Origin of the sequence: Accumulibacter sp. (assembly GCF_029255145.1) — a bacterium.
In the GTDB taxonomy this organism is placed as follows: Bacteria; Pseudomonadota; Gammaproteobacteria; order Burkholderiales; family Rhodocyclaceae; genus Accumulibacter.
This window is the reverse complement of record NZ_JAPUVQ010000044.1, coordinates 17,671-43,815: the sequence shown is the minus strand read 5'-3', so window position 1 is coordinate 43,815 and position 26,145 is coordinate 17,671. Positions and strand designations below refer to the sequence as shown.

The window sequence follows — 26,145 nt, the reverse complement described above, 5'->3', positions numbered from 1 at the left end:
TCGGGGACGCTGGAACAGTGCGTTGCGGCGCACTGCGAATCCCGGTCGGTGCAGGGCAAACGCTCCCGGGACCGATACGCTGCCATCGGATCAGGCCCATGACCGGCCGATGGTCTCGCGCAGGAAGCCAGCGCCGCCGCGGCCGCCCATGCGGGCAACAAGCAGCATGGCGATCCACATGGCCAGCAGCGCCATGGCGACGGCTGTCAGCGCGGTGACTGGAAGTAGTTCGCGATGGCCATGGGGAACGGCCAAGGTAATGACGCCGGTAATCGTGCCGGTGCTGGCGGCAAAGATGATCAGTGGCGCCAGCCACCGGGCGTCGCCATCGTTCGCGGGCTTGTCGGTGGCAGCGTTGCCGGCCAGCATCGAAAACCCGATCCACGACAGCACGCCGCCGCCCGCTACCGAAAACGCATCCAGAGACACGCCGAAGAGGTGCAGGATGCGAACGCCGAAGAGTGCCGCCAGAACCAGAATCACCAGCACGGCCGAGGCCGCCCCTGGTGGCGTCGGCGAACTGCGTCTGTCGCGTTTGCTGGCCCTCGATGCGGGCGAACAGGGCGCCGCACATCAGCGGATTCACCAACGCCACCACGGTAACCGCGGCTTGCAGGTGTTGCGGTATCAACAAGTTCACCGTCGCCTCCCTCGCCAGCCAATGAAGCTGCCGCCTGGGTCAAGTGAAACGCGCCCATCGCCTCCTGGCCGTCAGACTCCCCATGCGACAGATCCGGATCACGCAGGTCCCCGGGCGAAGGAATTACACGACCGGGTCTTACCGGGTGTTACTTGGCGGCGGCGGCGGGCGCTTCAACGGTCTCGATCTTGGCCTTGGCCTTGAGGTCGTCCAGTTGCTTCTTCAGGTTCTGCTGCTGCACCTGTTGTGCCAGATCGGGTTTGACTTCCTCAAAGGGAGGCGCTTCTATCGGCCTGGAGTCTTCCAGCAAAATGACGTGGTAGCCGTACTGGGTCTTTACCGGTTCTTGAGTGAAGGTGCCTTTTTCCAGCTTGCTGACGGCGCTGCTGAACTCTGGCACCATCCGGCTCACGTCAAACCACCCCAGTTCGCCGCCTGCCGCCTTGGAGCCCGCATCTCTGGATTTTTCCATCGCCAGCTTGGCGAACGACCCGGCATCCTTCCTCAGTTTGGCAATAATCTCCCTGGCTTCGGTGTCCGTCTCCACCAGGATATGGCGCGCCTTGTATTCGCTGCCGGTGATGCTCGCCTTGATGCGATCGTATTCGGCTTTCAGCATCTCGTCGGTGACCGGGTTGCTCTTGAGGAAATCCTGCACATAGGCGTTGGCCAGAACGGACTGTCGGATGACATCGATTTGCTCCGTGACTTCAGGCAATTTGTCCAAGCCCTTCTTGACCGCGGCTTCGGCAACCAGGGTCTGCATCGTCAGCTGTTCGATGATGCTCTTTCTCGCTTCCGGGGTGTCCGCTTGGCCGGCGCTGGCTCCCTGCTTGACAATCATGTCGACACGGCTCTTGTTGATGGCGATGCCGTTTACCGTCGCGACGGCCGTTTCTTTCGCCGCTGGTGCCGCGGATTTTGCAGTCTGGTCGGGGTTGCAGGCGCTGACGACCAGTAGCGAAGCAGCGCTGGCCAGCAGAACTCGGGACTTGATCGATCTCATTAATCGTTCCTTGGGGGTAGCAAAAAAACCAGCTCACAGGCGGGTGAAAAATCCCTTGCAGCGTCCTGGTGGCTGGCACTTTCATGTATGCGGGTCCGGCCTGCGGCCGGAATCGCTTGCCGGGCAAATTGTGGGGCATATTGCTGACCCGCGACAAGCACTCAATTGAGGTCGGCGTCCTTGAAGAATTTGGTCCCGGAGACGGTTAGCGTGGCCGCGAGCCCGGTCTCGGTCAGTTGGTAGAGGTGGACGCCGGGTGCTACCGAAGCGGCGCCGGCAAACATGCTGCCCTGGCCGCCGGCCATCGCCGCGAGGCTGGCCTGGCCGCCGAATTCCCAGCCCTGGTCAATGAAGTTGCGCAAGGCCTGTTCGCTGGCGAAGACGAAGATCAGGCGATTCCTGTTGATGCCGAATCCCAGTCCCCCCTGCACTTGCGCCATCTGCATGAAGGTCTGGCGACCCGTCAGTTGATTGACGACCACGCCTTTGCCGGTTGTGCCGCCGGCGAAGAAGAGCTTGATCCCGAAGGTGCTGAAGACGGCATAGCCGGCAGAGTGCTCGATCGCCCGCTGCGCGCCCAGCGCGATCTCGTACAGCGAGCTCAGTGCGTCCTGTGACATCTCGCGTACCTGATGTCTGGCCTGAATGATCCTTCCTTCATTCGGAACGCCGGCGGGCAATACATTCTCGACGTCCTTCATGGGATCCCAGGACCATTGCTGGGCCGCGAGTGGTGGCGAAGCGAGACAAATGGCTGCGGCGCAGATCATGGTGCGTGTTTTCATGGCGTCTTCTCCCGAAGAAAGCGTTGGTGCCTGGACGAAACGGAATTATCGCCGCTTCGACGGTTGCCGTTTCATTGGCTTCTCTGCGAAGACGGCACGGACCGGCACAGGCCCGCGCGCTCTTGTCACTCGAAGGCGAAGATCTGCTTCCAGTCGTCCTTGATGCTGATGACCGTCCAGCCCTGTTTTTTCGCCTGCTCGTAGAGCTCTGGCGTCAAGGGTCCGACCTTGGTCGCCGGCAGTCCTTGCGCGGGGCCGTAGGCGTATTCACGCGTTGCGTCGTCGTGCAGCACCAGCATCGACAGGCGGGCGCCGTCGCCGGCCTTGGTGTATTCGAGCATCTGCTGGTCGCCGGTCGAATTGCCGACCGCCATCGTCGGGCGGCGGCCGATCATCAGGTGGATTCCCTCGACCTTGCCGGCATTGTTGTCGTTGAGCAACAGCTTCGGGGCCTTGGTCAGGAAAGGCTTGCCGTCCTTGCCGTAGCCGTACGTGGTGCCGCCGGCGGTGCCGACCACCTGCTCGGGCGGGATGCCATATACAGCTTCCGAGTAGGTGCGCACGAAATCCTGACCGCCGCCGGTGACGATCCAGGTCTTGTAGCCGCTGGCGCGCAGGTACTTCAGCACTTCCTGCATCGGCAGGTAGGTGAGTTCCGGATACGGCTTCTTCCAGCGCGGGTCCTTCGCTTCGGCGAGCCACTTCTTGACTTCGGCGTTGAAAGTGTCGACCGGCATGCCGGTCAGCGTGGCGGCGGCGAGTTTTTCGAGGTCGGGCAGCGTCAGCCTGGCGATGGCCGCATGGTCGCCTTTGAGTATCTCCAGCACCGTCGAGTAGGGCGCGACCTTGACCAGTTCAGGCTTCCTCTTGACCAGCGCTGGCACGCTCTCGAGGATGTACATCACCTGCGAGTACATCGGATGCTCTACCCACAGCGTGCCGTCCTGGTCAAAGGTCGCGATGCGCTCGGCCGGCGGGACGAACTGCGGGCTTCCTGGCGAGGTGGTGTCTTCGACAAAAGCGATGATTGCCTGCTTGGCGGCACCATCGTTCCAGGAAGGCAACGGGTCGCTCTGGGCCTGGGCAGGCATGGCCAGAACCAGCAGCAGGGTCAATGCCAGCGAACGGGTGGAGGTCGTCAAGAGGCGGATGATCTTCATCTCGGTTCTTCTCACAAGAAGGCAGAAAAAAGGGCGCCGTGTCACAGGCGCCCGCACGGTCACAAGCTGTCAGCCTGCCGGTTCAATCGTGCCCGTTGTTGCCACCCTTCTGCATGGCCTTGAGGATGCCGTCCAGGTTGTAGGTTTCGGGTGCCTGCATCGGCGGGAACTCCTTGTACGAATACAGTTCCTTCTCCCACAGCAACTGGCCGATCGGCAACATGTTCCAGTTGTAGATATAAGCGTTTCCGGGCGAGCCCAATGCACCGCCGTAGCCCAGCAGGGACTTGGCGTCGGCACCGACCGTCTGCTCGAAGGGATCACGCTTGAGGTTGAGCAGTTGGGTCCAGTGAAAACTGGTGGCTCCAAACAAGCCGCCGGTCGCGGTGTCCGGCACCATCGTGTAGTACATCTTCCAGTTCTTGTAGCGCACGGCCGATGGTTGTGAGCCGGTGTAGTAGAAGAAGACTTCACGCGCCGATTTGGCCGACTTGCCGGTGAGGTAGTCGGTCTGGTCAACGCCGTCGAGCTTGGTCTTGACGATACCCGGATACTTGCCCGCCATGATCTGCTCGTTGAGCGCGTTGCCCTTGGGCCCGCCAGCGATATGTACCAGCGTCGGCAGCCAGTCGAGCGAGGCAAAGATATCGTCCTTGACCGTGCCCGGCTGGATGACGCCCGGCCAGCGTATGAGCGCCGGGGCGCGCATGCCGCCTTCCCAGGTGGTCAGCTTGCCACCTTTGAAGGGGGTGTTGCCACCGTCCGGAAAGGTGATGTTCTCGGCGCCGTTGTCGGTGGTGAAGACGATGATGGTGTTGTCGAGCTGGCCCATGGCTTCGAGCTTCTTGATGACTTCACCGATGTTGTCGTCCATCTGTTTCATGCCGGCTTCGTTCGTGCCCCAGTCCTTGCCGCCGGGTTCGCCGACCATCGCCTCGTACTTCGGCGAGAGCATGGTGGTGACGTGCATGCGCGCCGGGTTGTACCAGACGAAGAATGGTTTGCCGGTCTTCTTGGGGTCGTTGCGGTCGAGGAAGTCGATGACCTTGGCCGAGATTTCTTCGTCGACGGTCCGCGAGCGATCCAGCGTCAGCGGGCCTTCGTCCTTGCAGCTCGTGTTCTTCTGCGTGCCGTCGCTGGACTTGCACCAGATGACCGGGCGCGGCGGCGTCAGACACGTTGCCGTTTTCGGATCAAGCGCGCCGGGCACCTCGGGCAAGCCGGTGATCGGCGTGTTTTTGCACGGCGGCGCGATGCCCTGCACCAGTGGTGTCTTGTTGATGTCGACGAAGCTCACGCCCTGCATGGCGTCGAGGTGGTACAGGTAGCCCCAGAACTCCTGGAAGCCGTGCGAAGTGGGCAGCGCCTCGAAATGATCGCCGAGGTGGTTCTTGCCGAACTCGCCGGTGGTGTAGCCCAGATCCAGCAGAAACTTGGCCAGCGCCGGCGTGCCCGGCCGCAACCACGACGGGCTGCCCGGCAGTTGCGGCGGGATCATGCCGGTGCGCAGCGGATGCATGCCGGTGAAGAAGGCGTTACGCCCGGCGGTGCAGCTTTGCTCGGCGTAATAGGTCATGAATCGCGCACCTTCCTTGCCGATGCGATCGATGTTCGGCGTTTCACCGACCATCAGGCCCTGATGATAGATACTCGGCTGCATCCAGCCGATGTCGTCGCCCATGATGAACAGGATGTTGGGCTTGGCGCTGGCGGTCGCGTTGGCAGTGGCTGCGAAGGCCGAAGCGGTGCCCAGCGCCAGCACCGCGAACAGTGTCAGCAATCTGCAGCAGAATCTCGTGATGAGCCTCATCGTTTCTCTCCTTGGTGGTGGTGCTATTCAAAACGGATCACTAGCGGCGGTGGCAGTTGCCACAAGTGCCGGGGCTTGTGTCCAGGAGTGATGACGCGCCGCAGATTACACCGGCGGGCGCATCCTTGCACAAGTTGGCCAGGGCGGCGGCGGGCCGAGCGGGTGCTTTGCCGATCGACCGTCGCCGCGCAGCAGAAGATTTCGTCTTGGTCGCGCTTTTCATTGCCACCTGGTCAACAAGAATGGCCCTGGATGGTCAAGCGCTAGTCGCTGCGGCCGGGGGTCTGCAGCGCCTGCAGCACGCCATCGAGCGAGAAGCTGCCGACCTTCTGACTGGGCGGGAACTCCCGGAACGTGCCGATGAACTTTCCGACGTACTGTTGCGCTGGTACGAGCAGGAAAATGTGCTCGACCCACCAGCGATTCCAGTCCATGCCTTCGATTTCAGCGATCTCGAACGGATCGCTGCGCAGGTTGAAGATTTTCGGTGCGCGCAGCGTCGTGAACGGCTGCCGCCACACCTCGGCGCCGTGCGCCTTCTGTTCGGCAAAGACGATCTTCCACTGGTCGTAACGCAAGCCGACGAGCTGGCCGTCGTCGTTCCAGTAAAAGAACTCGTGACGCGGGCTCGGTGACTTGCCGGCGAGCGCATCGGTCAGGTTGTAGCCGTCGAGATGGACCTTGAAAGTCCTGTTGCCGACCTGCATGCCCTTCCTGAGTTGTGCCGTGACGTCGGGCACGCCGGCGGCGGCCAACAGCGTGGGCAACATGTCCTCATGAGCGAAAATGTCATTGAACACGCTACCGGGCTTGATCACACCGGGCCAGCGAATCGCCGTCGGCACCCGATAGCCGCCTTCCCAGTTGGTGTTCTTCTCGCCGCGGAAGGGTGAGGTACCGCCGTCCGGCCAGGTGAATTTCTCCGCGCCGTTGTCGGTCGAGTACATCACGATGGTGTTGTCTTCGAGGCCCAGCTCCTTGAGCGCGTCGAGTATCTGGCCGACGTGGGCGTCGTGCTCTAACATGCCGTCCGGGTAGATGCCAAGGCCCGTCTTGCCGCGGGACGATTCCTTGAGCCGGGTCCAGATGTGCATGCGCGTCGAGTTCCACCACAGGAAGAACGGCTTGCCGGCCTTCTTGGCGTCGGCCATGAAGCGAATGGTCTCGGTGGTCACCTCGTCGTCGATGGTTTCCATCCGCTTCTTGTTGAGCGCGCCGGTGTTTTCGATCTTCTGCGTGCCGTCGGCCATGGCCCAGGTATGGATAACGCCGCGCGTACCATATTTCTTGCGCAGCGCGGGATCCTTGAAGTAGTCCTCGTGCTCTGGCTCATCCTCGGCATTCAGGTGGTAGAGCGAGCCCTTGAACTCCTGGAAACCGTGCGCGGTGGGCAGGTGTTCGTCGAGGTCGCCCAGGTGGTTCTTGCCGAACTGGCCGGTCATGTAGCCCTGCGCCTTGAGCAGGTCGGCGATCGTCACGTCGCCCGCCTGCAGACCTTCCTTCGCCCCAGGCAGGCCAACCTTCAACAGGCCGGTGCGGTAGGGCGACTGGCCGGTGATGAACGCGGCGCGTCCCGCGGTGCAGCTCTGCTGACCGTACCAGTCGGTGAACAGCGCGCCTTCGCGGGCGATGCGGTCGATGTTCGGCGTCTTGTAGCCCATCATCCCCTGGTTGTAGGCGCTGAGGTTCCAGTAGCCGATGTCGTCGCCCCAGATGATGAGGATGTTGGGTTTCTTGGCCGGGGCCTGTGCCAGCGCGGGCGTTGCCGTTCCCAGAGTGATCGTCAGGATGGCCAGCAGGGCCGTGATTCGGGTAGCGAATTTCGCAATAAACGTCATTTTTCTTCCTCCTTTGCCGAACCGATGGTTCAAAGCGATCGTTGCCGACCGCGCCGCCTTGCCGGCAGCGACCACCGCCAGGCGCCGTTCCCTGGCCTGCGCGCTGGCGTGTCTCGGACCACCGCCGCGAGTGTAGCCGCGAAGGGACGTCAGCGCGGCAAGCGGCGTTCACGACGCGTCGTGAAGAATGTCGCAATCATCCCATAGACGGCTGATGCCGACCATGGTACGAGTGGGCAATACTTCCTGCCCGAAAGGGCAGGTCTTCGCCGGCTCTGCGGCAGCTCGGGCGAACCGCGCACCAAGTACTAAGCGTCGGACAATTGCCGCAATCGCTCGGCCAGGCGGCCAAGCTCGGCCGCCGAACCGGCTCCGAGCTTGGCCATCAGCTGCGATCGTAGCAACTTGACCGTTCGCTCGCCAATCGCCAGTTCGTCGGCTATCTGCTTGTTGAGTTGACCCGTGACGACGCCGTCAAAAACCGCGCGCTCGCGGTCGCTGAGCGTCGCAAAACGGGCGCGCAGTTGTGCCGCTTCGTCGCGTGCCCGGCGCTGCCGGGCGTCGCGTTCGAGTGCCCGTTGCAGCGCCTCGAGTAGCGCCTTGCGCTCGACCGGCTTGCTCAGAAAATCGACGGCGCCGGCCTTCAGCGCTCGTACGCTGGAGCTCACGTCGGCGTAGCCAGTCAGGAATATTACCGGCAGGGCACAACCCTGATGCTGCAGAGCGGCCTGCAGCTCGAGGCCCGAGGGGCCCGGCATGCGCACGTCGAGGAGCAGGCAGCCCGGGCGCTCGGGCAGCGGCTGCAGCAGCAAGTCACCGCTGGACGCGTAGCCGCGTGCCTCGAAGCCGGCCGCAGCGAGCAGCCGCAGCAGCGCGGTGCGCAGCGATTGGTCGTCGTCGACGACATGGATCAGCGGCCCGCCGTTCATGCCGGCGCCGCCGTCAGCAGTTGCAGCCGGGCGGTCGGCAATTCGACCTGGAGAAGCGCCCCGCCGCCGGCGGCGTTCTCGGCCACGATGCGGCCCGCATGCGCGTCGACGATCGTCCGGGCAATCGACAGTCCGAGTCCCATGCCGTCGCGTTTGGTACTGAAGAACGAATCGAAGATTTTCGGCAAATGTTCCACTGCGATACCAGGGCCACGGTCGCGGACACTGATCGCGACCATGCCGTCGGCAATTTGCTCGACTGCGACGACGACCGTCGTGCGGCGGTCGTCGGCAATGCCGACCACCGCGTCCATGGCATTGAGGATCAGATTGATCAGCACCTGCTCGATCTGGATACGGTCGCCGGCGACCATCACCGGCTTCGTGGCGTGTTTGAAGGCGATTCGCAACTGCCGCCGGCGAGCTTCGCCACGCAGGAGCGAGGCGACGTCATCCAGCACCGCGTTGAGCTCGAAGGCTTGCCGCTCGACCTGGTGCCGGCTGAGCAGCGCCCGCAGTCGCTGGATGATCGCGCTCGCCCGCAGGTCGTCACGGCGGATATCGGTGAGAATCTGGCGCAGTTCGTTGCTCCGATCGCCACCGGATTCGAGCATCAGGTCGGCGGCGTCGGCGTTGCTCAGGATCGCCGCCAGCGGCTGGTTGATCTCGTGGGCAATGGCGCCGGTCAATTCGCCGGCGATCGCCAGCCGCGAGGCGTGCGCCAATTCGTGGCGCTGCAGATGCACGGCGGCTTCGGCGCGTCGGCGGCGGCGCCGTTCGAAGAGCAGGCTGGCAATCAGTCCGGCTTGCAGCAGCAGCGCGACGATCGCCGCGATCGTCTCGGCGCGGTAGCGCTCGAGCAGCGACGGCTGGCGGAAATCGATGACCGCGTCGTCCGGCACGGCATCGGCGTTGATCCCCCAGCGGCGCAGTTGTCGCCAGTCGACCTGCAAGCTGTTGGGCATCAGCGCTGGCAGCCGCAGCGAAGCGGGCGCACTGCCGGCCAGCAGCGCCTTGACGATGGCCCCGGCCTGCCGCCCCATGTCGTTGAACGTGTGCAGGTAACCGCCGACGACACCGCTGCCGATGAAGGAGCTGAAAGGCCCATAGACCGGCACCGCGGCCGCCGCGGCGATGGTCTCGACAGACTGGCGCGGCGTGCCATGGTGGCCGTCCCCATCGACAAAATAACCCGGCGTGAACACCACTGCGTCGCCTGCCAACTCCTGCAGCCGTCGCTGTACGGCGTCGGTCGGCAGGCCGGCGAGGAACTCGACCGTCACGCGCCCGCTGAAACGCGTTGCCTCGCGCCGCAGGCGCGCTTCCCATTCGCGGTCCCATGCTGAAGCGCCGGTGATCAGCACCAGACGCCTGGCCTGCGGATGCCAGCGCAGCGCCTGCTCGACGGTCAGCGAAAAATCGTACTCGACGGGGACGCCGACGACGTCGCGCGGCAGTTGCATGCTTCGCAGCAAGGCTACGGGAATCGCCAGGTGAACCAGCGGAACTCCCGGAAAAAGCGTGCTCCGATGGTGCAGCAGGAACGACAGCGCTTCGGCCCCGGCCGCGACTACGACGTCGGGTGGCCGAGACGCGTACTTCTCGCGCAGGTAGTTGGCGATGATCTCCGCGTAAGCGTCGCCGCCGAAGTTGGGTGCGTCGAGAAACTCGTCGAAGATGCTTACCGGCCTCCCCGACGACGTTCGAATCGTCTCGCGGAGCCCGCCATCGGCCTCGAAATTTGCTGGCAGCAGTCTGCCGTTTGCATAGATCACGAGGACATTGCGCGACGGCGCGTCGGCCAGTAGCGGCGGCGCGAGAACGGCCAGGAACGTGGCCAGCAGAAAAGCGGCGATCCTGGCGTGGACGAATCGCCCTGGCGAAGTGGCTGGTCGGCGGGCGTAGGAGGCGGTAATACCCGTCGCCCTGACGTGCGCGCAGACCAGAGCCATGGGCGCGTCGGTCATTGGCTTCAAGCAGTATTGGCGACTCGGCAATCAGCGGCGGCGGGTGGCGGTGATGAGCGTCTGAAGCGCAGGCAGTGGCGTCAGCCCTGTGCCATCGGCACCAAGCGCAGGAGCGGCGACGCGTATAGCCACCCGGCTAATGCGGCCGCTTCGCGAGGCCTCCCTGTTCACCCCGCTGCCCGCGTACCGACCCAGCCCGGCTGCCGGCTCTCAGCTAACAGGCGGTGCGGCGTCGAGTGCGGCTTGCAGCGTTGCCTCATCTTCATGCGACAGGGAGGTCTCAATGATCTTGCCACCGGTTCCCTGCAGCGCGGCGAGCACCTTGTCGGGCGTTGCCTGGCGGACCAGCACGAAGAGCACCGAGCTACCGTTCTGGAAAGTCCCCGCGAGATCCTTCAGGAACTCGTCGTCGACGCCAGCGCCTGCCAGCGCGCCTCTGATCGCTCCGCCGCGCGCGTCGGTCGCCATGCCAAGAACCGGGTTCATCACGATCGCACCGACCAGCGTGTTCCAGAATCCCCTGCGGAGCTCAGCGGCAGCGGCCGGCTTGTACATCTGCAGCAGTGTCACCTCGCCTGCTTCGTCCCTAACCGCGACGAGCGCCTCCTCGAGGTCGATCAGATGGCTCTGCTGCAGCTTGCGCAGCGTGGTGCGTACTTCTTCCGCCCTGAATTGATCATCGTAGGCAATTACCACCAGCTTGCTCATGAAACGTTCTCCTGATTTGGTTGGGTCATACGGTTGAATCATGCGCTTCGTCATCGTAGACGGAGCGCTTGCTCCGCCCGGATCGCGGTGCCACAGCCAGCGCGCTCCTGCCTCAGTCCTTCCCTTCTTCGAAAGGAATTCGGGCATCGTCATCGAAGCGCGCTTTCCGCTTGCGGCCGAACACCCGGATCACGATGCCGGCGAAGGCGGCGATCAGCAGCCAATGGTAGACGCTCGGATCCATGCGCATTCACCTCGTTGCGCGACCGCAGGGGAGCGCCCCCGCAGAAGCAGGTTTCAGTCCGCGGCAGGCGCCTTGGCGGTGCTGAGCACGGCCTGCAGTTTCTCTTCTTCTTCGTGGGTGAGCGAAGTCTTGATGACCTTGCCGCCGGTACCCTGCAGTTCGGCCAGCACCTTGTCGGGTGTCGCCTTGCGTACCAGTACGAAGAGGGCCGAGCTGCCGTTCTTGAAAGACGCGGCGAGTTCCTTCATGAAGTCGTCGTTGATGCCGACGTCGGTCAAGGCGCCGCCGATCGCACCGGTGCTGGCGCCGATAGCCATGCCGAGCAGTGGGCTCATGAAGATCAGGCCGATCAGGGCGCCCCAGAAGCCGCCGCTCAAGGCGCCGGCCGCCGCCAGCTTGTACATCTGATGCAGTCTGATCTTGCCATTGTCATCCTTGACGGCGACCACGGCGTCTTCGAGATCGATGAGGTATTCCTGCTGCATCTTGCGCAGCATGGTGCGGACTTCCTCGGCTTTGAACTGGTCGTCGTAGGCGATTACTACCAGGTTGCTCATGAAACATTCTCCTTCGGGGGTGGGTATTGCGCGGAGCGTATGCGCCGCCTGGGTTGTGGCGGGTCGGCATCGCCTGGCTGCGTCTCTTCAGTGTCCGCCGTGGTGGCCGCCGTGATGGCCATTGTGGTCACCACCGTCATGCTTGCCATTATGCCCGTGATTGTCCTTGCCGTTGTCATCGTTCAGCGCCAGCATCTCGGCAACGTCGGCTTCGCTCTCCTTGAGGTCGGCGAGCAGTCCTTCGTCGGAGAGGTCGAGCGGACGCGAGTTGCCCCAGTCGTGATGCGCCACCTGCTGCACGCGCTTGACGACCGCCTCGTCGTTGACCTCGATGGCCAGTTCCCGCCGGCTGTCGAAGCTGCCGGGGGCGAGGTTGATCGACCCGATGATCGCGCGCTTGCCGTCGGCGAGCATCATCTTGGCGTGCAGCTTGAGTCCGTGCAGCTTGTGCACCTTGGCGCCGAGATCCTGCAGGATGCGCAGCCCCTCGATCCCCTCGACGAGCTTGCCGGCCTTGAGCGTGTGCGCCGGGCGCGCCAGCACGCGCAGCTGAACGCCGCGGCAGGTGGCGCGCACCAGGCGCTCGATGATCACTTCGTCCTGATAGCGTTCGTTCTGCAGGAACAGTGTTTCCTGCGCCGCGTCGATGAACCGCGCCACCCGGTTGCGCCCGTTGATGTTGCACCACACCAGGTGCGAGTCCTCGCCGGGATCGAAATGCTCGCGGTTCCAGTCGGCGTCGAAGCACTGGACGATCTCGTCCACCTCGTGCCGGTGCGAGGTGAAGACACCGTAGTCACGGGTTTCGGTGAGGTTCTCGGTGTCCCAGTTGAGCGATTGCACCAGCGCCGTCTCGCCATCCACCACCATCGACTTCTCGTGCGTGATGTCGAAGGCGGGGTTGCTGTCGGCGACTTCGACGCCGGCCGCCTGCAGCGCTTCGCGGGTCGCGCCGTTCTCGACCTCGCCGCTGCGCCGGGCAGGGTTGAGCATCACCCGCACCTGGACGCCGCGGCGCTGCGCGTCGATCACCGCCGCCAGCAGAGTCGGGTCCGAGAACAGGAAGATCTTGATCCGTAGCGACTGCCTGGCCGCGGCGATGGCGTCGACGATCGGTTGGGAGGTGTCGTCGGGGAGGACGATCAGCGAGCGGTGCATGGCTATGGACTCCGGAAACTAGGCGTCGGCGGACGGCGCGGGTTGGACCTGAGCCCGGTACAGGTCGGCATAGATGCCGCCCAGAGCCAGCAGCTCGCTATGGTTGCCCTGCTCGGCGACGACGCCGCCCTTGAGGACGATGATCGTGTCGGCGTGGCGGATGGTCGACAGGCGGTGGGCGATGGTCAGCACGGTGCGCCCCTTCATCAGCTTCTCGAGGGCGTCGATCACCAGCTTCTCGGACTCGGTATCAAGCGCCGCGGTCGGTTCGTCGAGGATCAGGATCGGCGCGTTGCGGATGACCGCGCGGGCAATTCCGATGCGCTGGCGCTGGCCGCCGGAGAGGGTCATGCCGCGCTCGCCGACCATGGTGTCGTAGCCGTGCGCCATGCGCGAGATGAATTCGTCGGCGTTGGCCAGTCGCGCCGCCTCGACGACTTCCTCGTCGGTTGCGCCGGGCCGTCCGTAGGCGATGTTCTCGCGGATCGTGCCATGGAACAGCGCGGTGTCCTGGAGGACGAAGCCGATCTGCCGGCGCAGCGCCTGCAGGTCGTAGTCGCGCACGTCTACCCCGTCGATGCGCACCGTTCCGGCGGTCGGGTCATAGAAGCGCGGGATCATGCTGACTACCGTCGACTTGCCGCCACCGGTCGGGCCGACGACGCCGACCAACTGACCCGGAGCGATCCTGCAGACGACATCGCTGAGCACCTTGGCCTCGGCGTTATAGGCAAAGGCCACGTGGTCGAAGACGATCTCGCCGCGCAGCGTTCCCGGATCCAGCGCGTCATCCTTCTCCGGCAGCGAGTCGTCGGTATCGAGAATCAGCTGGATGCGCTCGATGCCGACTGCTGTCTGGGCGATGGTGTTGCTCATCTTGGCCAGATCCTGCACCGGCTTGAAGAACTTGCCCAGGTAGGTGAGGAAAACGGTCAGCGAACCAACGGTCATCAGGTCGGCCAGCACCAGGCCGGTGCCGCGCCACAGGACGTAGCCGGTGCAAATGGCGACGGAGATCGACACCGCCGGCGAGAGCAGCGACTTGACCCGCCGCGCCTGCAGCGCCGCGTCGACGGTCGCGTGGCTCGCCTCGGCGAGGTGGTTCGCCTCGAGTTCCTGGCGGCCGAACGCCTTGACAATGCGCACCGATTCCAGACCCTGCTGTACCGAGGCGACGATGTCGCTCTGGTAGCGGCGCACTTCGCGGGTGGCCGCCTTGACCGCCCGGTTGAAACGCGCCACGAACATCAGCAGGAAGGGCGTTACGCCGATGGCGATCAGTGCGAAATCCCAGTCGAGCCAGAGCATGATGCCCAGCATCCCGAAGATCGTGAGCAGGTCGACCAGGATGCTCAGGGTGCCGGACGACGCGAAGCCCTGGATGGTCTTCACGTCGGCGGTCAGCGTGGACAGGATGGAGCCAGTCTGGTGAGTGTCGTAATAGCCCAGCGACAGGCGCTGCAGATGGTCGTACACGCGCATTCGCAGGTCGTGGGCGACCCACTGGCTGACGCTCTCGGTGTAGTAGTTGTCGATATAGCTGGCAATGGCGCCGAGCACGGCGATCAGCAGAACGCCAGCGCCCGCCACGGCAGCCAGTTCCATCTTGTCGCCGCCAAGGTCGATGAAACGCATCGCATCCAGCCAACGCGGTGGCTTGTGATCGCCGACGACGTTGTCGAGGATGATCTTGAGCGGCCACGGCGCGGCCAGCGACATCGCCGTCTCGACCACCATCGCCACCAGGATGACTACCAGCCAGCGGTGGTAGGGCTCCAGCAAGTCCCTCACCAGGCGCATCTTGCTCGACGTGACAGGGGCGTCCGTGGCGGCAGGCTGGGTCGTCATTGCTTTGCTCCTGGGTGCGGGTCAGTCGTGTCGCCAGCCTTGCCGACGACCGGCCGGCCGCCGACGGCGACGCAGCCAGCACGGTAAGCGACTTCATCCGGGGCCTGGTTCTTCATTCTGGGGAGACATTCCCGCTGATCGATCGGACGAGCGGCCGGAATCACCAGCGAATTTTTCAGGCGCGACTATATCTCCGCGACCGGCAAGCGGTCAATGGCATGCAAGCACATCGAAATCGCGACCTCCTTCAGCGGCCTTGTCCGCCTCGTCGCTGGACCATTGGCGTGCTGGAGCGGCGCCAAACCGTCGATTCCGCCCTCCGGATCCTGACGGCCTCTGCGCGTTGCGCGAGGACAGGGCGGGTGCTCCTTCCGCTTCCGCGATCAGGCCAGGCAACGGACCGGCAGAGATCATCGAAGCCGCGCGGCGCCCGCCCCGGCGACCCGGCTCACTGGACGAACGTGCATGCTATATTCCTTTTGGCCCTACGCCACAACCCAACCGGACGACGGACATGAAAACCATTCATTGCTTTCTCCTGGCGTTGCTCTTTTCGGCGACCACCGCGGCGCAGCCAGTGTACGAAACCCGTGACGACGATGGCCCGGTCTTCTCGGACCTGCCGAGCGAAGGGTCGCGCGAGATGGTGCTGCCGCCGATCGACGCGTCCAGCCCGCTGCCCGCGGCGACCGTTCAGCCAGCGGCGGCAGCGGTTGCCGTACCCTACCAGGCGCTGAGCATCAGCGAGCCGGAAAGTGGCGGGACCGTACACTCGAATACCGGCCAGATCCCTGTCCGGGTAAGCATCACCCCGGCGCTGCGGGCGGCTCAGGGCGATGTTCTCGTCGTCAGCCTCGACAAGACGGCGCTACCGACCACGCGCAGCACGCTGCAGTTCGACGTCAGCGCCGCGGAATGGCAGTTGGCGGCGGTTGACAGCGTCGAGCATCAACTGCAGGTCTCGGTGATCGCCCTCTCCGGCAAGGTGCTGATTACCTCTGCGCCGGTACGCTTCTATGTCCATCGCGCGAGCCAACTGACGCCGGCACGGCGAGAATGATGCGCAGGCCTGCTGGCCGAGGCCAGGCCTGAGGCGGACGCAGGCTCGGACCCGCCCGCCTCGCCCGGCCCCGTACCACCTTTCTCCGGCGAGCGGCGCTGAAGTGGCGACTGCGGCGACTTCAATATGCCCAAGGGGTTTGGCTGAGGGGCTATACTCGCGTACCTCGCCGGGGGGGCGTGCCTGGTGGCCATGGCTGCTGGCGCCCTCCAGGGAGGTTTTCGGAGACCTGGATGGAAGAGAGCTTTCTACAGCCCGTCACCACGCTGCTGGGCGCCGGCGATGTGTTTGAATGGTCGGCGACGGCCGCGACCAGCTTTGCCTTGATCGCTGCCGCCGAAATCGGCGACAAGAGCCAGTTGGTGTGCATGACGCTGGCGTCCCGGCATCGGCCGATGCCGGTGATGCTTGGCGCGCTGGCCGCCTTTGCCGTGCTCAACACCCTGGCCGTGGTCTTCGGCGTGGCGATCGCCAGTTGGTTGCCGGCCTACGTGGTCGGCACGATCGTCGCCATCCTGTTTGCGACATTTGGCGTCCATGCCTTGCGTACCACCGATGACGGCGACGATGAAGAGCTTGTCGAGAAAAGTGGGCACGGCATCTTTTTCACCACCTTCGCCTTGTTGACTGTCGCCGAATTCGGCGACAAGACGCAGCTCGCGGTCGTAGCCTTGAGCAGCACGCACGCGCCAGCGGCGGTCTGGCTCGGGGCGACGGTAGCGCTGGCGGCCACCTCCGCGCTGGGGATTCTGGCTGGTCGCACCATCCTGCAGCGGATCCCGCTGGTGCTGCTGCATCGGCTCAGTGGCGCCTTCTTCCTGCTCCTGGCGCTGGTCGCCGCGTGGCAGGCCTACGCCGCGTACAGCGGGGTGTAGGGCCCTCGTCCTTCCTGGGTGTTCAGGCGATGAGCCATGGTCGGCACTGGAGTGGCACCGTCGGGCCATGGCGCCGGGTGGCGGTGGCGGTCACGCCAGGCCGGATGGCGCTGGTCGCGAGCGACGGAGATCGCACATTCCACGGCGCCGAGCACTCCCGCCCGGACGTTGTACGATTGTTGAAAGCCGCCACCGGCCTTAATCCTGCCAGATGGTAGTGGTTCAGCCACTTGACCACGGCGGCAGATAGTCGGTCTTGCGGTCAGCGGCGATGAGGCTGGACATGCCATGATCCGGCTGCTCGACGCGTCATGACTGTTCATCTGCGGATCAAGGCGCGGGGGAAGTCCCGCAGGCCGCTAGCCGCCGATTACCCCGCACGCCACCCGGGCACCGCCGCCGCCGAGCGCAGCCGGGTGGTCCGAGTGATTGTCGCCGCCGGCGTGTACCATCAGCGAACGGTTGGCCACGTCTGAAAGCTTCAACCTTGGCGCCAGTACCGGGCTGGTGGCGCTGCCGTCGGCGGCAACGTAGAGCCCCGGCAGGTCGCCGAGATGCCCGTCCCCCCACGGTTCACCGTGCCGCTTGGTCTCCTGCGGATCCAGATGGCCACCGGCCGCCAGCGCCGCGACCGACGCCCCGTCTTTTTCAGCCGGGGCACACGACGGATTCTGGTGCACATGAAAGCCGTGCAGGCCAGGCGCCAGGGCCTTGAGATTCGGATAGAAAGCGAGGCCATACGGCGTTTCAAGGATCCGCACCGTTCCCACGGCCGCGCCAACGCCCTTGGCGTCAGCCAGGTTCAAGGTGACGGTCGTCTCTGCGGCGCACGCCAGAGCAGGGAACACGATGCAGACTACAGCGGTGATCGAACGTTTCATGGGTCACTCCTTGGGAGGAACGGGGTGGCAGGGCGGCGGCCAACGGTTGTCAGCCTTGTTGACCGACGACGGATGCCGGTCCGGAATTGGCCTGGCGTCAGGGGGTCGAGGGTCTGCCGCGGCGCCGACAGGGATTCAGCGTCAGTCCATGATAACCACTAGGCGAAGGCCAGGGCAAGGCCGCCTCGGGCCGTGTGGACGGCGCCGGCAGTCGGCGCCACGGCAGATCACCGTGCGTCCCTCCCCCCGAGAGCGACGCCGACCAGGCGCCTCGCGTTGTGCGCCGGACTTGATTACCACTTAAGGTTCCTCCCCTATACTTGAGAATTTCGCATTCGGCAGAGGTAAGCTGGTGACACCCATTCAACGCGCTCTGCGGTACTACTACGTGGTGCTGTTCAGCCTGCTGTGCCTGCTCCTGGTGCAGTTCTGGCCATACATCGAGGCGTCTCAGGCGAGCGTCTACCTGTTCGCGACGCTCTCCGTGCTGGGCTATGCGACGATGTTCGTGTCGCCGGTGATCGTGATCGGCGAATTGCTGGAACTCTTCGTTCGTCCCCGCGGCGACGAGGTGCCCAGATGGAAGCTGGCGCTGGTCTACGGGGGCGTCTGGCTGGTCAGCCTGATCGTCGTGCTGGTGGGGTACACCGACTTGCAGTTGTTCAAGCTGTACGAATACCACTTCAACGCCTTCGTCTGGAACCTGCTGACCACGCCGGGTGGCCTGGCGGCGCTTGGTGCAACCGATGAGACGACGTACACCGTCGCCGGCGTGGTCGTGCTGGCGGCAATCCTGCTGGCGGCCATGCTGAGGGTTATCCACCGGTTCGCGGCCCGATCGCGGCAGGGGCATGTGTCCCGGCGAAGGGGGCTGGCGGTAGTCGGCCTGCTGCTGACGTCTCTGGGCGTGGTCCAGGGTGTCTATGCCTTCAGCTCCTACACCGGCCAGGAGGAATACCTGCAGGCGGCATCGGTGCTGCCCTTTCATGTGAATACCAGCGCCACTGGCCTGCTGCGCCGACTGGGCGTGGTGCAGGCAGAAAAAAGCAACGCTCTCTCCCTTGCCAAGGGAAAAGTCAACTACCCGCTGCAGGCGATCACCACCAGGCCGCTGGAAAAGTACCCGAACATTATCTGGCTGACCGCTGAATCGTTTCGTTGGGACCTGTTCAGCGCCGAGGTCACGCCGAATCTGTGGGCCTTCGCCAACAAGGCGATGAGCTTCAAGCGTCACTATAGCGGCGGCAACCGCACGCGCATGGGGATGTTCTCAATGTTCTACGGACTGCACGCGCCGTATTGGTACGCGTTTCAGACGCAGCGCGTGCGGCCGGTGCTGATGGACCTGCTGATCGACAAGGGCTACCAGTTTTCGCTGCGCACCAGCCAGAGCTTCACCTATCCCGAACTGAACGACACCGTATTTGCCGAGATGCCCGAAGGCACCCTGATGCAGGCGCTGAACGAGGGCGAGCCGTGGCGCTGCGATCAGCAGAACGTCGACCACATGCTCGCCGAACTGGCGCATTTCGAGGCCGGCAAGCCGCGATTCATGTTCATGTTCTTCGAGTCGACGCACGCCCCGTACACCTTTCCGGAGTCGGCGGTCATTCGGCCCGGCTATCAGCAGGTGATGAACTACGCGAAACTCGATCTGATGAAAGACGCCGACGCGATCCACCGGCGTTACGTCAACGCCGCTCATCATGTGGACCGGCAGGTCGGGCGGATCCTCGACTACCTCGAGGAGCACCACATGCTCGACAGCACCATCGTCCTGTTCACCGGCGACCACGGCGAAGAGTTCATGGAAAACGGTCATTGGGGGCACGGACACGGCAACTATTTCCCCGAACAGCAGATTCGCGTCCCGCTGGTGCTGAGCATCCCCGGCTACCGGGCGCAGTCCTTCGACCACGTGACCTCGCACCTGCAGATTCCGAAAACGCTGATGACCTATCTGGGCACGTCCACTCCGGCGGACGCCTATACCCTGGCCGGGGATCTTTTCCAGAGCGAGGATTTCCTGGTCCTCGGCAACTACAACTATCTGGGAATCAAGAACGGCGACAGCAAGCTCGTCTTCCCCTTCACGGGCAGCGAGTTCTTCCGGTACGACGTTTACGATGCGCTGGACAAGAGACTGCCCAGGAACGAGCGGCAGGAGGTCGTCGACGCCAGCAAGTCCGTGCTCGATCGGGTTGTCACGGAGAATCGCCGGTTCGTTCAGTAGGACGTTCAGCGATCAGAGCGGAGCGTTTTCCGATCCGCCCTTGCTGGCAGGTTCGCCATTTGCCTGGTGCGTGCCGGTGTGGTGATTTCGCTGCTTTCCACGGCACCGCCCAGCCCGGCTGATGGCGCGCATCCTTCGCTTTCCCAGCTGTGGCCCAGTCGTTTCCGTGCGCGGCAAAGTCCCGGCGCGACTATCCTGCGTTCGCTCAGACGGGCGAATGCGGGCGGCAGGGGAAGGCGCTGGTGGTCAGGAAAGCCTCGAATTCGGCGGCCGGCAGCGGTCGGCTGAACAGGAAGCCCTGCATGTCGTCACAGGCCATGCCGCTGAGCATTTGCCGCTGCGCTTCGGTCTCCACGCCCTCGGCCAGAACCCGCAGGCCGAAGCTGCGGGCGATGCACGCAATGGCGTGGATGATTGCGTTCGAGCTGTCGTGGTGCGGGTTCAGGTCGCGAACGAATGACTGGTCGATCTTGATGCTGTTGATCGGGAAACGACGCAGATAGTTGAGCGACGAGTAGCGGGTGCCAAAGTCGTCGATCGACACGCGCAGGCCGCCGTTTCGCAGTTGCCTGACCATGTCGATGTTCTTTTCAGCATCTTTCATCAGCAGGTTCTCGGTAATCTCGATGTCGATCGCATCGGCCGGGAGGGCATGCGAGTCGATCAGCTGCAGCAGTCGTTCGGGCAGTCCGGCGCGGTCGAACTCCTTTGGCGAGAGGTTGATCGCCAGTTGCAGGCTGGTAAAGCCCTTGCTGCGCCACTCTGCCAGCTGGCTGAGGGCCCGTTGCAGTACCCAGTCGCCGAGGTCGACGATCATTCCGGTTTCTTCGGCGAGCGGGACGAAGGCGTCGGGCGCCAGCAGCCCGTGCCGGGGGTGGTGCCAGCGGACCAGCGCTTCCATCCCGACCGTCAGTCCCTGCCGATGGTTGATCTGCGGCTGATAGTAGAGCTCGAACTGGTCGCCGCTTTCCAGCGCCAGGCGCAGATCGCTCTCGAGCGTGATGCGCATGCTGTGGCCGTTGTTCATCTCCGGATGGAATTGGAGATAGCCGTTCTTGCCGCGTCCCTTGATCTGGTACATCGCAATATCCGCGTTGCGCAGGAGAATTTCCGGGCTGTCGCCATCGTCCGGGAAAAGCGAAATGCCGACACTGGCGGTGGTATAGAAATCGAGTCCGGCGATCCTGAACGGCTGCTTGAGCTCGCCGAGCATCTTGGCGGCGATGGTGGCCGCATCGTCACCGCTGCTCAGGTCGGGCAGCAGGACGGTGAACTCGTCGCCACCCTGGCGAGCCAGCGTGTCGCCGGAGCGCAGGCAGGCACGGGTCCGCTCGGCGAAGCCTTTGAGCAGTTCGTCACCTTCGTGATGACCGTAGGTGTCATTGACCAGCTTGAAGCGATCGATGTCGATGAACATCACGGCCAGCCGCTTGCCGTTCCTTTTCGCCTGCCTCAGGGCAATCCCCAGTCGATCCTTGAACAGGATACGGTTGGGCAGCCCGGTGAGGAGATCGTGAAAAGCCTGGAAGGCGATGGTCTCCTCGGCCTTCTTGCGGTCGGTGATGTCGCGGGCGACGCCCGAGGTGCCAATGAAGTGCTGCGTCGCGGGCCCTTCATTGGCGGCGTAAAGGCCTTGCGAGCTGAGGATGGTGACGATCGTCCGGTTCTCGAAATGCCGGACCCCCTGGGTCTTCGTCTCCAGGCGGATTTCGACGTTGGTGCTCGCCCGGTCGCCGATCCGGCGTTCATTGAAAGCGAAGCGCGCGTGCTCCAGGTCGTCGGGATGAACGATCAGCGAATAGTGCTTGCCGAGCAGTTCATCCGGCAAGTATCCGAGCAGCGCTTCGACCCGGCTGTTGACGAAAATGAAACAGCCGTTTCTGTCGAGGGTATAGATGATGTCTGGCGACTGCTCCACCAGGAAGCGGTGCAAGCGTTCCGAGTGCTCGAGCTGAACGGTCATCAGCGCGTGTTCACGTTCGATCCGGCGGCGGCGCTCGACGCGGTCGACGGTATCGATCAGTTCCTGCGGATTGCCGTTCTTGCGAATGAACTCGAACGCGCCGTGACGCAGGGCACGGATCGCCGAGTCGATCGATTCGTCGCCACTGAAGACGATTACGGCCGTCGGGACATGCTTGTGCACCATCCATTCCATGATTTCGAGCCCGTCGATGTCGGGCAGATTGAGATCAAGGATCACGATGTCGACATCGCGGCTCTCCAGCCGGCGGAGGGCTTCGATGCCGGTACCACACTCCTCGATGCAGCGCCCGTCGGCCGCGAGCAGCTGCCGGTAGGCGGCCCTGATTCGTTCCTCGTCGTCGACGATCAGGATCCTGACGCTGCCCGGTGGCTCCAGTCTCTGCGGCAAGAATTCGACGTTCGCTATGGCCTTCATCGGTACTCCTGACTCGTGTTCGGCGACGAGATCGTCCTTCAGTTTGGTTTGGCTTCGCTGCCGCCCCGGCGCTCAGTCCGGTCCGGCGCTGGCAAGAGCAGTGCGATCATTGTCCCGTGGCCTGGCTTGCTGCGGCAGGTGACGGCAATCTCCAGGCGGTGCGCAAGGGTGCCGACGATCGACAGGCCCAGGCCGCGCCCGCCACGCGCAGCGCCCAGCTGGCCATCGGCGGCGCGATGCAGCGCGCCCATCGCCTGTTCGCTCATGCCGGGGCCGTTGTCCCGGATTTTCAGCTCGGCGAAGCGGCGCCCCTGATGCAGGACGTCGTCGGTCAGTGAGAGCTGGAAGCGTTCGCCTCGGGAGAGCGCTTCGGAGGCGTTCTTCCACAGATTGAGGAGGATCTGCTTGATGCTGTCACGATCACAGGCGACGTGGATCGGCCTGGCCGGCAGGGCGGTCTCGATGACGATTCCTCTGGAATCAAAAAGCGCCTCGCGATAGAGCAGCAGCAGTTCGCGAACCAGATCGCAGACATCGACCGCCTGGTCATTGTCGCGGGCGGCCGGGACTTCGCTCATCCGGCGCACGATACTAGCGACACGCTCGATTTCGTCGGTCAGGATGCTCAGTTCGTGGTGCACGCCAGCGCCCTGCGGCAGCTTCGAGTCGAGGATCTTCAGGTAGCCCTTGATGATCGTCAGCGGGTTCCCCGCCTCGTGGACGGTTCGTCTGGCCTGGCGAGCGAAGTGTGCCGCGGCGTTGTCTTCGGTCTGTTTGCGCGCGTCCTGTGCCTCGCGCCAGTTCTCCACGGTGACGCCGGCAATCCGGCTAAAGTTGGCCAGGCCGGGCAGGCGGTGGGTCAGGCGGCTGTGCTGGCCGGCGGTCAGGCCAGCAACGATGACCCCGACGGTCCGGTTTCGGCCAGGCATCGGAATGCACAGCAGGCCGCTGCTCGACAAGGCTCTGGCAAACTGGATGTCCATCAGTGATTTCGCGGGCGCTGGCGCCTGGTCATACGACGAGCGGATCGCGCCACTGAGCACGGCGGCCGCGGCGAGGCTGCGCTGCTCCTCGAGGACGATGCTGACCTGCCCGAAAATCGGTTCCTGCCCTGCAATCCCCTGGCCTGCCAGCCGTCCGTCGAGCGGATCAGCAAGCAGGAAGGCGAGATGGTTCAGGTCAAACAGGATGCGCGCCGATTCACGCAGCGAGAGCAGCAACGCGGCATCGCTTTCGAGTGTGCACAGATCTTCCTGCAAGGGTTGCAGCAGGGCTTTGTCGCCGATCATCGCGGCCAGCTGGCCGGCGGCGGCGTCGGCGCCGGTCTCGGCGGCGCCACGACGCAGGCCGAGAACGCGTGGCAGACCCGTCGGGCTGCCAGAGGGAGCCGATTCCAGCGGCGCGATGCCGATCGCGTCGGCAAAGACCCGCATGCGTTGCTCGGCGGCGTCGCGCAGGGCAGCCAGCGGACTACCGCTGCGGTCGCCGAACAGCTTCTCGGCGAGTCGTTCGAGGTCGTCTGGCACCGCGTCGCCAGACGCTGCCGCGTGTGCCAGCCAGACTACTTGCGGCAGCTGCGCCGCGGTGACGATCTGCTCGGCCGGCAGATGGTGGAACAGGATGCCGTCGGCAAACGGCGAATCGAGCTGCCACTGGTCGGCCAGCCAGGTGCCGATCTGACCATGGTGCACGCCGAGCTGTTCGGTTTCCCGATCGGCGAGTTCGGCTTCGCTGGCGCTCCCGGCCAGCAGCTGCAGATATGGATCGCCAAGTGCCGAGATCAGAATGAGCTCGCCCACGTCGTGCAGCAGGCCGGCCAGGTAGGCCTCGTCGGGACGCGGATAGCCGCTGGACGTGGCCAGGCTGCGGGACAGCTCGGCGACCAGCAGGGAATGCGTCCAGAACGCCGACAGATCGACCGCTCGGGTGGCCGTCCGTTCGTCAAAAAGGCTCTGGACCGACAGGCAGGTCGCGATCGAGCGAACCAGGCGCGTGCCGAGCGCGATCAGGCAGCCTTCGATGCTGCGCAATTGCTTGCCACGTCGAATGGCGGGCGAGTTTGCCGCGGTCAGGACCCGGGTGCACAAGCCCGGGTCCTGCTCGACGAGCGTGGCCAGCCTGGCCATCGTCGTACAGTCGTCGTCCACCAGTTGCAGCAGTCGCAGCAGGACCTGTGGCGGCGAAGGCGCGCGCCCGGACTCGATGGCGTGGCGGATCGGCTCCGGCAGGCTATACATTGCGGTCGTGACAGGCGCCGAATGCCGTTCTGGCAGCGGTCAATGAAGCGAAAGGAGCGTGCATGGCCGCGTGCGCCGCTATAAGAGAGGGTGATGCTTGGCGCGAACAGCGCGCTGCCCGGCCGTTTCGAGGCTTTCCCTGACTTCTCGTGAGACGACTTCGAAGAGTGCCCGGACGACGAAGTTCATGCCGCCGATGATTTCATCCACCGACAGCATCGACGGCACCCGCGTACCCCGATGCTCAATTTCGCCGCCGATCCGTTCGACGTGAACGCCCAGGCGCGACAGGTTGGCCGCCAGTCGCGGTTCGGTCAGGACAAAAAGCGTGCTGACCCCGTAGTGACGGGCCAGAGAGATCAGGCAAAGATAGACGGCGAGGGCGAGGTACGGCTGACGCGGCCTGCTGGCGGTCCCGAAGTCCTGTTCCGAAATCGAGATCGGCTGGCCCTGCTCGCCCTGCCGGCGGCGGTAGCTGCCGACCACCGCCAGACGCGAGATCTCGGCGATCTGGCTGCGGTCGATGGCCATCGGATCGATGATCGACCGGTCAAGTGTCGCCGCGCAGGAGATCTCGAAAGGCAGGCATGACTGCTCGGGGTTTTCCCTATCGACCAGCACGAGGCGGGCGCAGCCGACGAACTGCCCGCTCGAAACCGACTGCACCAGGCAGTGCACCGAGCGCTCGTCGTAATCGTCGGCCTCGAGGCCTTCGGGACGCAGTGGCTCGTAGCCCAGTTCGCGGCAGTACACCTCGTGCCGGATGCGGTAGTTCTCCGCCCGCAACTCATCGGTCAGCGCCGGCACGACCTTGAAGAACCGCCGGTAACCCTGGCTCATGGTCAGTTCTGTCAAGTTCGAAAGAAACATCTGCCGCCCTTATGCTGATCGCTCGCTGCCGATATAGCCTGCGCATGGTACTACGAAGTGGTGCGGGCATTGGCCTCAACACCCTGGCTAGTCGAGTTTCTTCAGATAGTCCTTGGTGAACACCTTGTCGGGCAGATCGCGCAGCCGCATGCTGCCATATTCCATGACCGACTGTTCGCCGCCGCGAAGCGCGTTTTCCATGACCAGTCGCGTCGGCCGTTTTCTGCCTTCCATGGTCTTGAAGTTCTCGTACCGGCAGGTTTTCAGCAGACGATTGGAGAGCGAATAGAATTCGGCCCGGTAGGGCCAGGAGTCCTTTTCGCGGACCCAGTAAAGTACCCGCTGATAGGTGACGCCCCGGTCGGCCGCAGTCAGTTCGAGCACCTGGTAGTCGTCGCCAGCGATTTTTTCGGTGCGCAGCAGCTTCGGGTTGTAGTCGGCGGCGAAGTTGGCGCGCGCCAGGTCGCCATTGGCCACCTGCCCGGTCAGCCGTTGCGAGAGAGCGAGCCGAATGGGTTGTGAAACCTCAGGCATGAAAACCCACAGGTCGCGGCCTTTCATCAATAGAATCTGCCCACGCTCGGAAGCCGGTTCCAGGACCATCACCACGCTGTTGGTGTTGCCCTTGGCCAGCACGCGGTATTTGCGCACCTCGCTTTCCTGGTCGCTACCGGTGGTGGTGATGGTTACGTCCACCTGAAAGCCTTCGGCCGGAAAGCGGACGTGATCGGCTTTTTCGACGATCAGCCGGGCTTGGGCATCGTCGTCCGCGGGATCTGCCTGGACGCTCTCCGCCGCCGACGCCGAACCAGCGGCGGCGAAGAAGCAGGCAGCAAGGAGAACCAGGCGAGTCTTGACACCAGAATGGCGGATCGTCATGCTTTCCAAAATTTTCACCCCACTGTGCTGATCGTCTAGACGGTTGGCAGGAAGTGCCA

21 protein-coding genes are annotated in these 26,145 nt (G+C 64.0%); 3 read left to right on the top strand and 18 right to left on the bottom strand.

All coding sequences use genetic code 11. The features are described from left to right. Positions 1–90: 90 nt before the first annotated feature. The 13 genes from Q1L50_RS04925 to Q1L50_RS04865 form a co-directional block, all read right to left on the bottom strand. Entirely contained in the window at positions 91–489 is a 399-nt protein-coding gene (locus Q1L50_RS04925; RefSeq protein ID WP_300336332.1) for a MarC family protein, read from the bottom strand. 299 nt (positions 490–788) lie between these two features. Then, positions 789–1,646 carry a peptidylprolyl isomerase gene (locus Q1L50_RS04920; protein WP_300336330.1) on the bottom strand — a complete coding sequence of 286 codons (858 nt, stop codon included), beginning with the start codon at positions 1,644–1,646 and terminating at the stop codon, positions 789–791. 161 nt (positions 1,647–1,807) lie between these two features. After that, the gene (locus tag Q1L50_RS04915) at positions 1,808–2,431 is read right to left on the bottom strand and encodes a YSC84-related protein (protein WP_300336328.1); all 624 of its coding nucleotides are present in this window, start codon (positions 2,429–2,431) and stop codon (positions 1,808–1,810) included. 125 nt (positions 2,432–2,556) lie between these two features. Beyond that, positions 2,557–3,591 (bottom strand): HAD family hydrolase, encoded by a 1,035-nt coding sequence (locus Q1L50_RS04910; protein WP_300336326.1) that lies wholly within the window; start codon positions 3,589–3,591, stop codon positions 2,557–2,559. A gap of 82 nt (positions 3,592–3,673) precedes the next feature. Then, positions 3,674–5,401: an arylsulfatase gene (locus tag Q1L50_RS04905; RefSeq protein ID WP_300336324.1), complete on the bottom strand. Its 1,728-nt coding sequence runs from the start codon at positions 5,399–5,401 to the stop codon at positions 3,674–3,676. Between the two features lie 263 nt (positions 5,402–5,664). After that, the gene (locus tag Q1L50_RS04900) at positions 5,665–7,239 is read right to left on the bottom strand and encodes an arylsulfatase (RefSeq protein WP_300336323.1); all 1,575 of its coding nucleotides are present in this window, start codon (positions 7,237–7,239) and stop codon (positions 5,665–5,667) included. 308 nt (positions 7,240–7,547) lie between these two features. After that, positions 7,548–8,168 carry a response regulator gene (locus tag Q1L50_RS04895; protein ID WP_300336322.1) on the bottom strand — a complete coding sequence of 207 codons (621 nt, stop codon included), beginning with the start codon at positions 8,166–8,168 and terminating at the stop codon, positions 7,548–7,550. Beyond that, complete coding sequence (locus Q1L50_RS04890) at positions 8,165–10,135, bottom strand: ATP-binding protein (RefSeq protein WP_300336321.1); 1,971 nt, start codon at positions 10,133–10,135, stop codon at positions 8,165–8,167. Before Q1L50_RS04890 ends, Q1L50_RS04895 begins: the two co-directional genes overlap by 4 nt. Positions 10,136–10,345: 210 nt before the next feature. Then, a complete protein-coding gene (locus Q1L50_RS04885) occupies positions 10,346–10,843 on the bottom strand; it encodes a DUF1269 domain-containing protein (protein ID WP_300336320.1) in 498 nt (165 codons plus the stop codon). Positions 10,844–10,955: 112 nt separating this feature from the next. Further along, a complete protein-coding gene (locus Q1L50_RS04880; protein ID WP_300336319.1) occupies positions 10,956–11,087 on the bottom strand; it encodes a CcoQ/FixQ family Cbb3-type cytochrome c oxidase assembly chaperone in 132 nt (43 codons plus the stop codon). 53 nt (positions 11,088–11,140) lie between these two features. Then, positions 11,141–11,644, bottom strand: a complete 504-nt coding sequence (locus Q1L50_RS04875; RefSeq protein WP_300336318.1) for a DUF1269 domain-containing protein — start codon at positions 11,642–11,644, stop codon at positions 11,141–11,143. Between the two features lie 87 nt (positions 11,645–11,731). Further along, positions 11,732–12,802 (bottom strand): phospholipase D-like domain-containing protein, encoded by a 1,071-nt coding sequence (locus tag Q1L50_RS04870; protein ID WP_300336317.1) that lies wholly within the window; start codon positions 12,800–12,802, stop codon positions 11,732–11,734. Between the two features lie 18 nt (positions 12,803–12,820). Then, entirely contained in the window at positions 12,821–14,650 is a 1,830-nt protein-coding gene (locus Q1L50_RS04865) for an ABC transporter ATP-binding protein (RefSeq protein ID WP_300336316.1), read from the bottom strand. A 514-nt stretch (positions 14,651–15,164) separates the two neighbouring features. On the opposite strand from Q1L50_RS04865, the gene Q1L50_RS04860 reads away from it, so the two are divergent. Further along, the gene (locus tag Q1L50_RS04860; RefSeq protein ID WP_300336315.1) at positions 15,165–15,710 is read left to right on the top strand and encodes a DUF4124 domain-containing protein; all 546 of its coding nucleotides are present in this window, start codon (positions 15,165–15,167) and stop codon (positions 15,708–15,710) included. A 233-nt stretch (positions 15,711–15,943) separates the two neighbouring features. Next, positions 15,944–16,585: a TMEM165/GDT1 family protein gene (locus tag Q1L50_RS04855; protein ID WP_300336314.1), complete on the top strand. Its 642-nt coding sequence runs from the start codon at positions 15,944–15,946 to the stop codon at positions 16,583–16,585. 359 nt (positions 16,586–16,944) lie between these two features. Here Q1L50_RS04855 and sodC read toward each other — a convergent pair whose 3' ends face one another. Then, the gene (gene sodC / locus Q1L50_RS04850) at positions 16,945–17,466 is read right to left on the bottom strand and encodes a superoxide dismutase [Cu-Zn] SodC (protein WP_300336313.1); all 522 of its coding nucleotides are present in this window, start codon (positions 17,464–17,466) and stop codon (positions 16,945–16,947) included. Positions 17,467–17,818: 352 nt separating this feature from the next. Here sodC and Q1L50_RS04845 point away from each other — a divergent pair, with 352 nt between their 5' ends. Beyond that, the gene (locus Q1L50_RS04845; RefSeq protein ID WP_300336312.1) at positions 17,819–19,699 is read left to right on the top strand and encodes a sulfatase-like hydrolase/transferase; all 1,881 of its coding nucleotides are present in this window, start codon (positions 17,819–17,821) and stop codon (positions 19,697–19,699) included. A 205-nt stretch (positions 19,700–19,904) separates the two neighbouring features. On the opposite strand, the gene Q1L50_RS04840 is transcribed toward Q1L50_RS04845, so the two are convergent. The 4 genes from Q1L50_RS04840 to Q1L50_RS04825 all read right to left on the bottom strand — a co-directional run bounded on the left by Q1L50_RS04840 (position 19,905) and on the right by Q1L50_RS04825 (position 26,095). Beyond that, positions 19,905–22,100 carry an EAL domain-containing protein gene (locus Q1L50_RS04840; protein ID WP_300336311.1) on the bottom strand — a complete coding sequence of 732 codons (2,196 nt, stop codon included), beginning with the start codon at positions 22,098–22,100 and terminating at the stop codon, positions 19,905–19,907. A 38-nt stretch (positions 22,101–22,138) separates the two neighbouring features. Continuing rightward, the gene (locus tag Q1L50_RS04835; protein WP_300336310.1) at positions 22,139–24,337 is read right to left on the bottom strand and encodes an HDOD domain-containing protein; all 2,199 of its coding nucleotides are present in this window, start codon (positions 24,335–24,337) and stop codon (positions 22,139–22,141) included. Positions 24,338–24,415: 78 nt separating this feature from the next. Next, positions 24,416–25,207: a PEP-CTERM/exosortase system-associated acyltransferase gene (locus Q1L50_RS04830; RefSeq protein WP_300336309.1), complete on the bottom strand. Its 792-nt coding sequence runs from the start codon at positions 25,205–25,207 to the stop codon at positions 24,416–24,418. An 87-nt stretch (positions 25,208–25,294) separates the two neighbouring features. Continuing rightward, complete coding sequence (locus Q1L50_RS04825; protein ID WP_300336364.1) at positions 25,295–26,095, bottom strand: outer membrane lipoprotein-sorting protein; 801 nt, start codon at positions 26,093–26,095, stop codon at positions 25,295–25,297. Positions 26,096–26,145 lie beyond the last annotated feature (50 nt).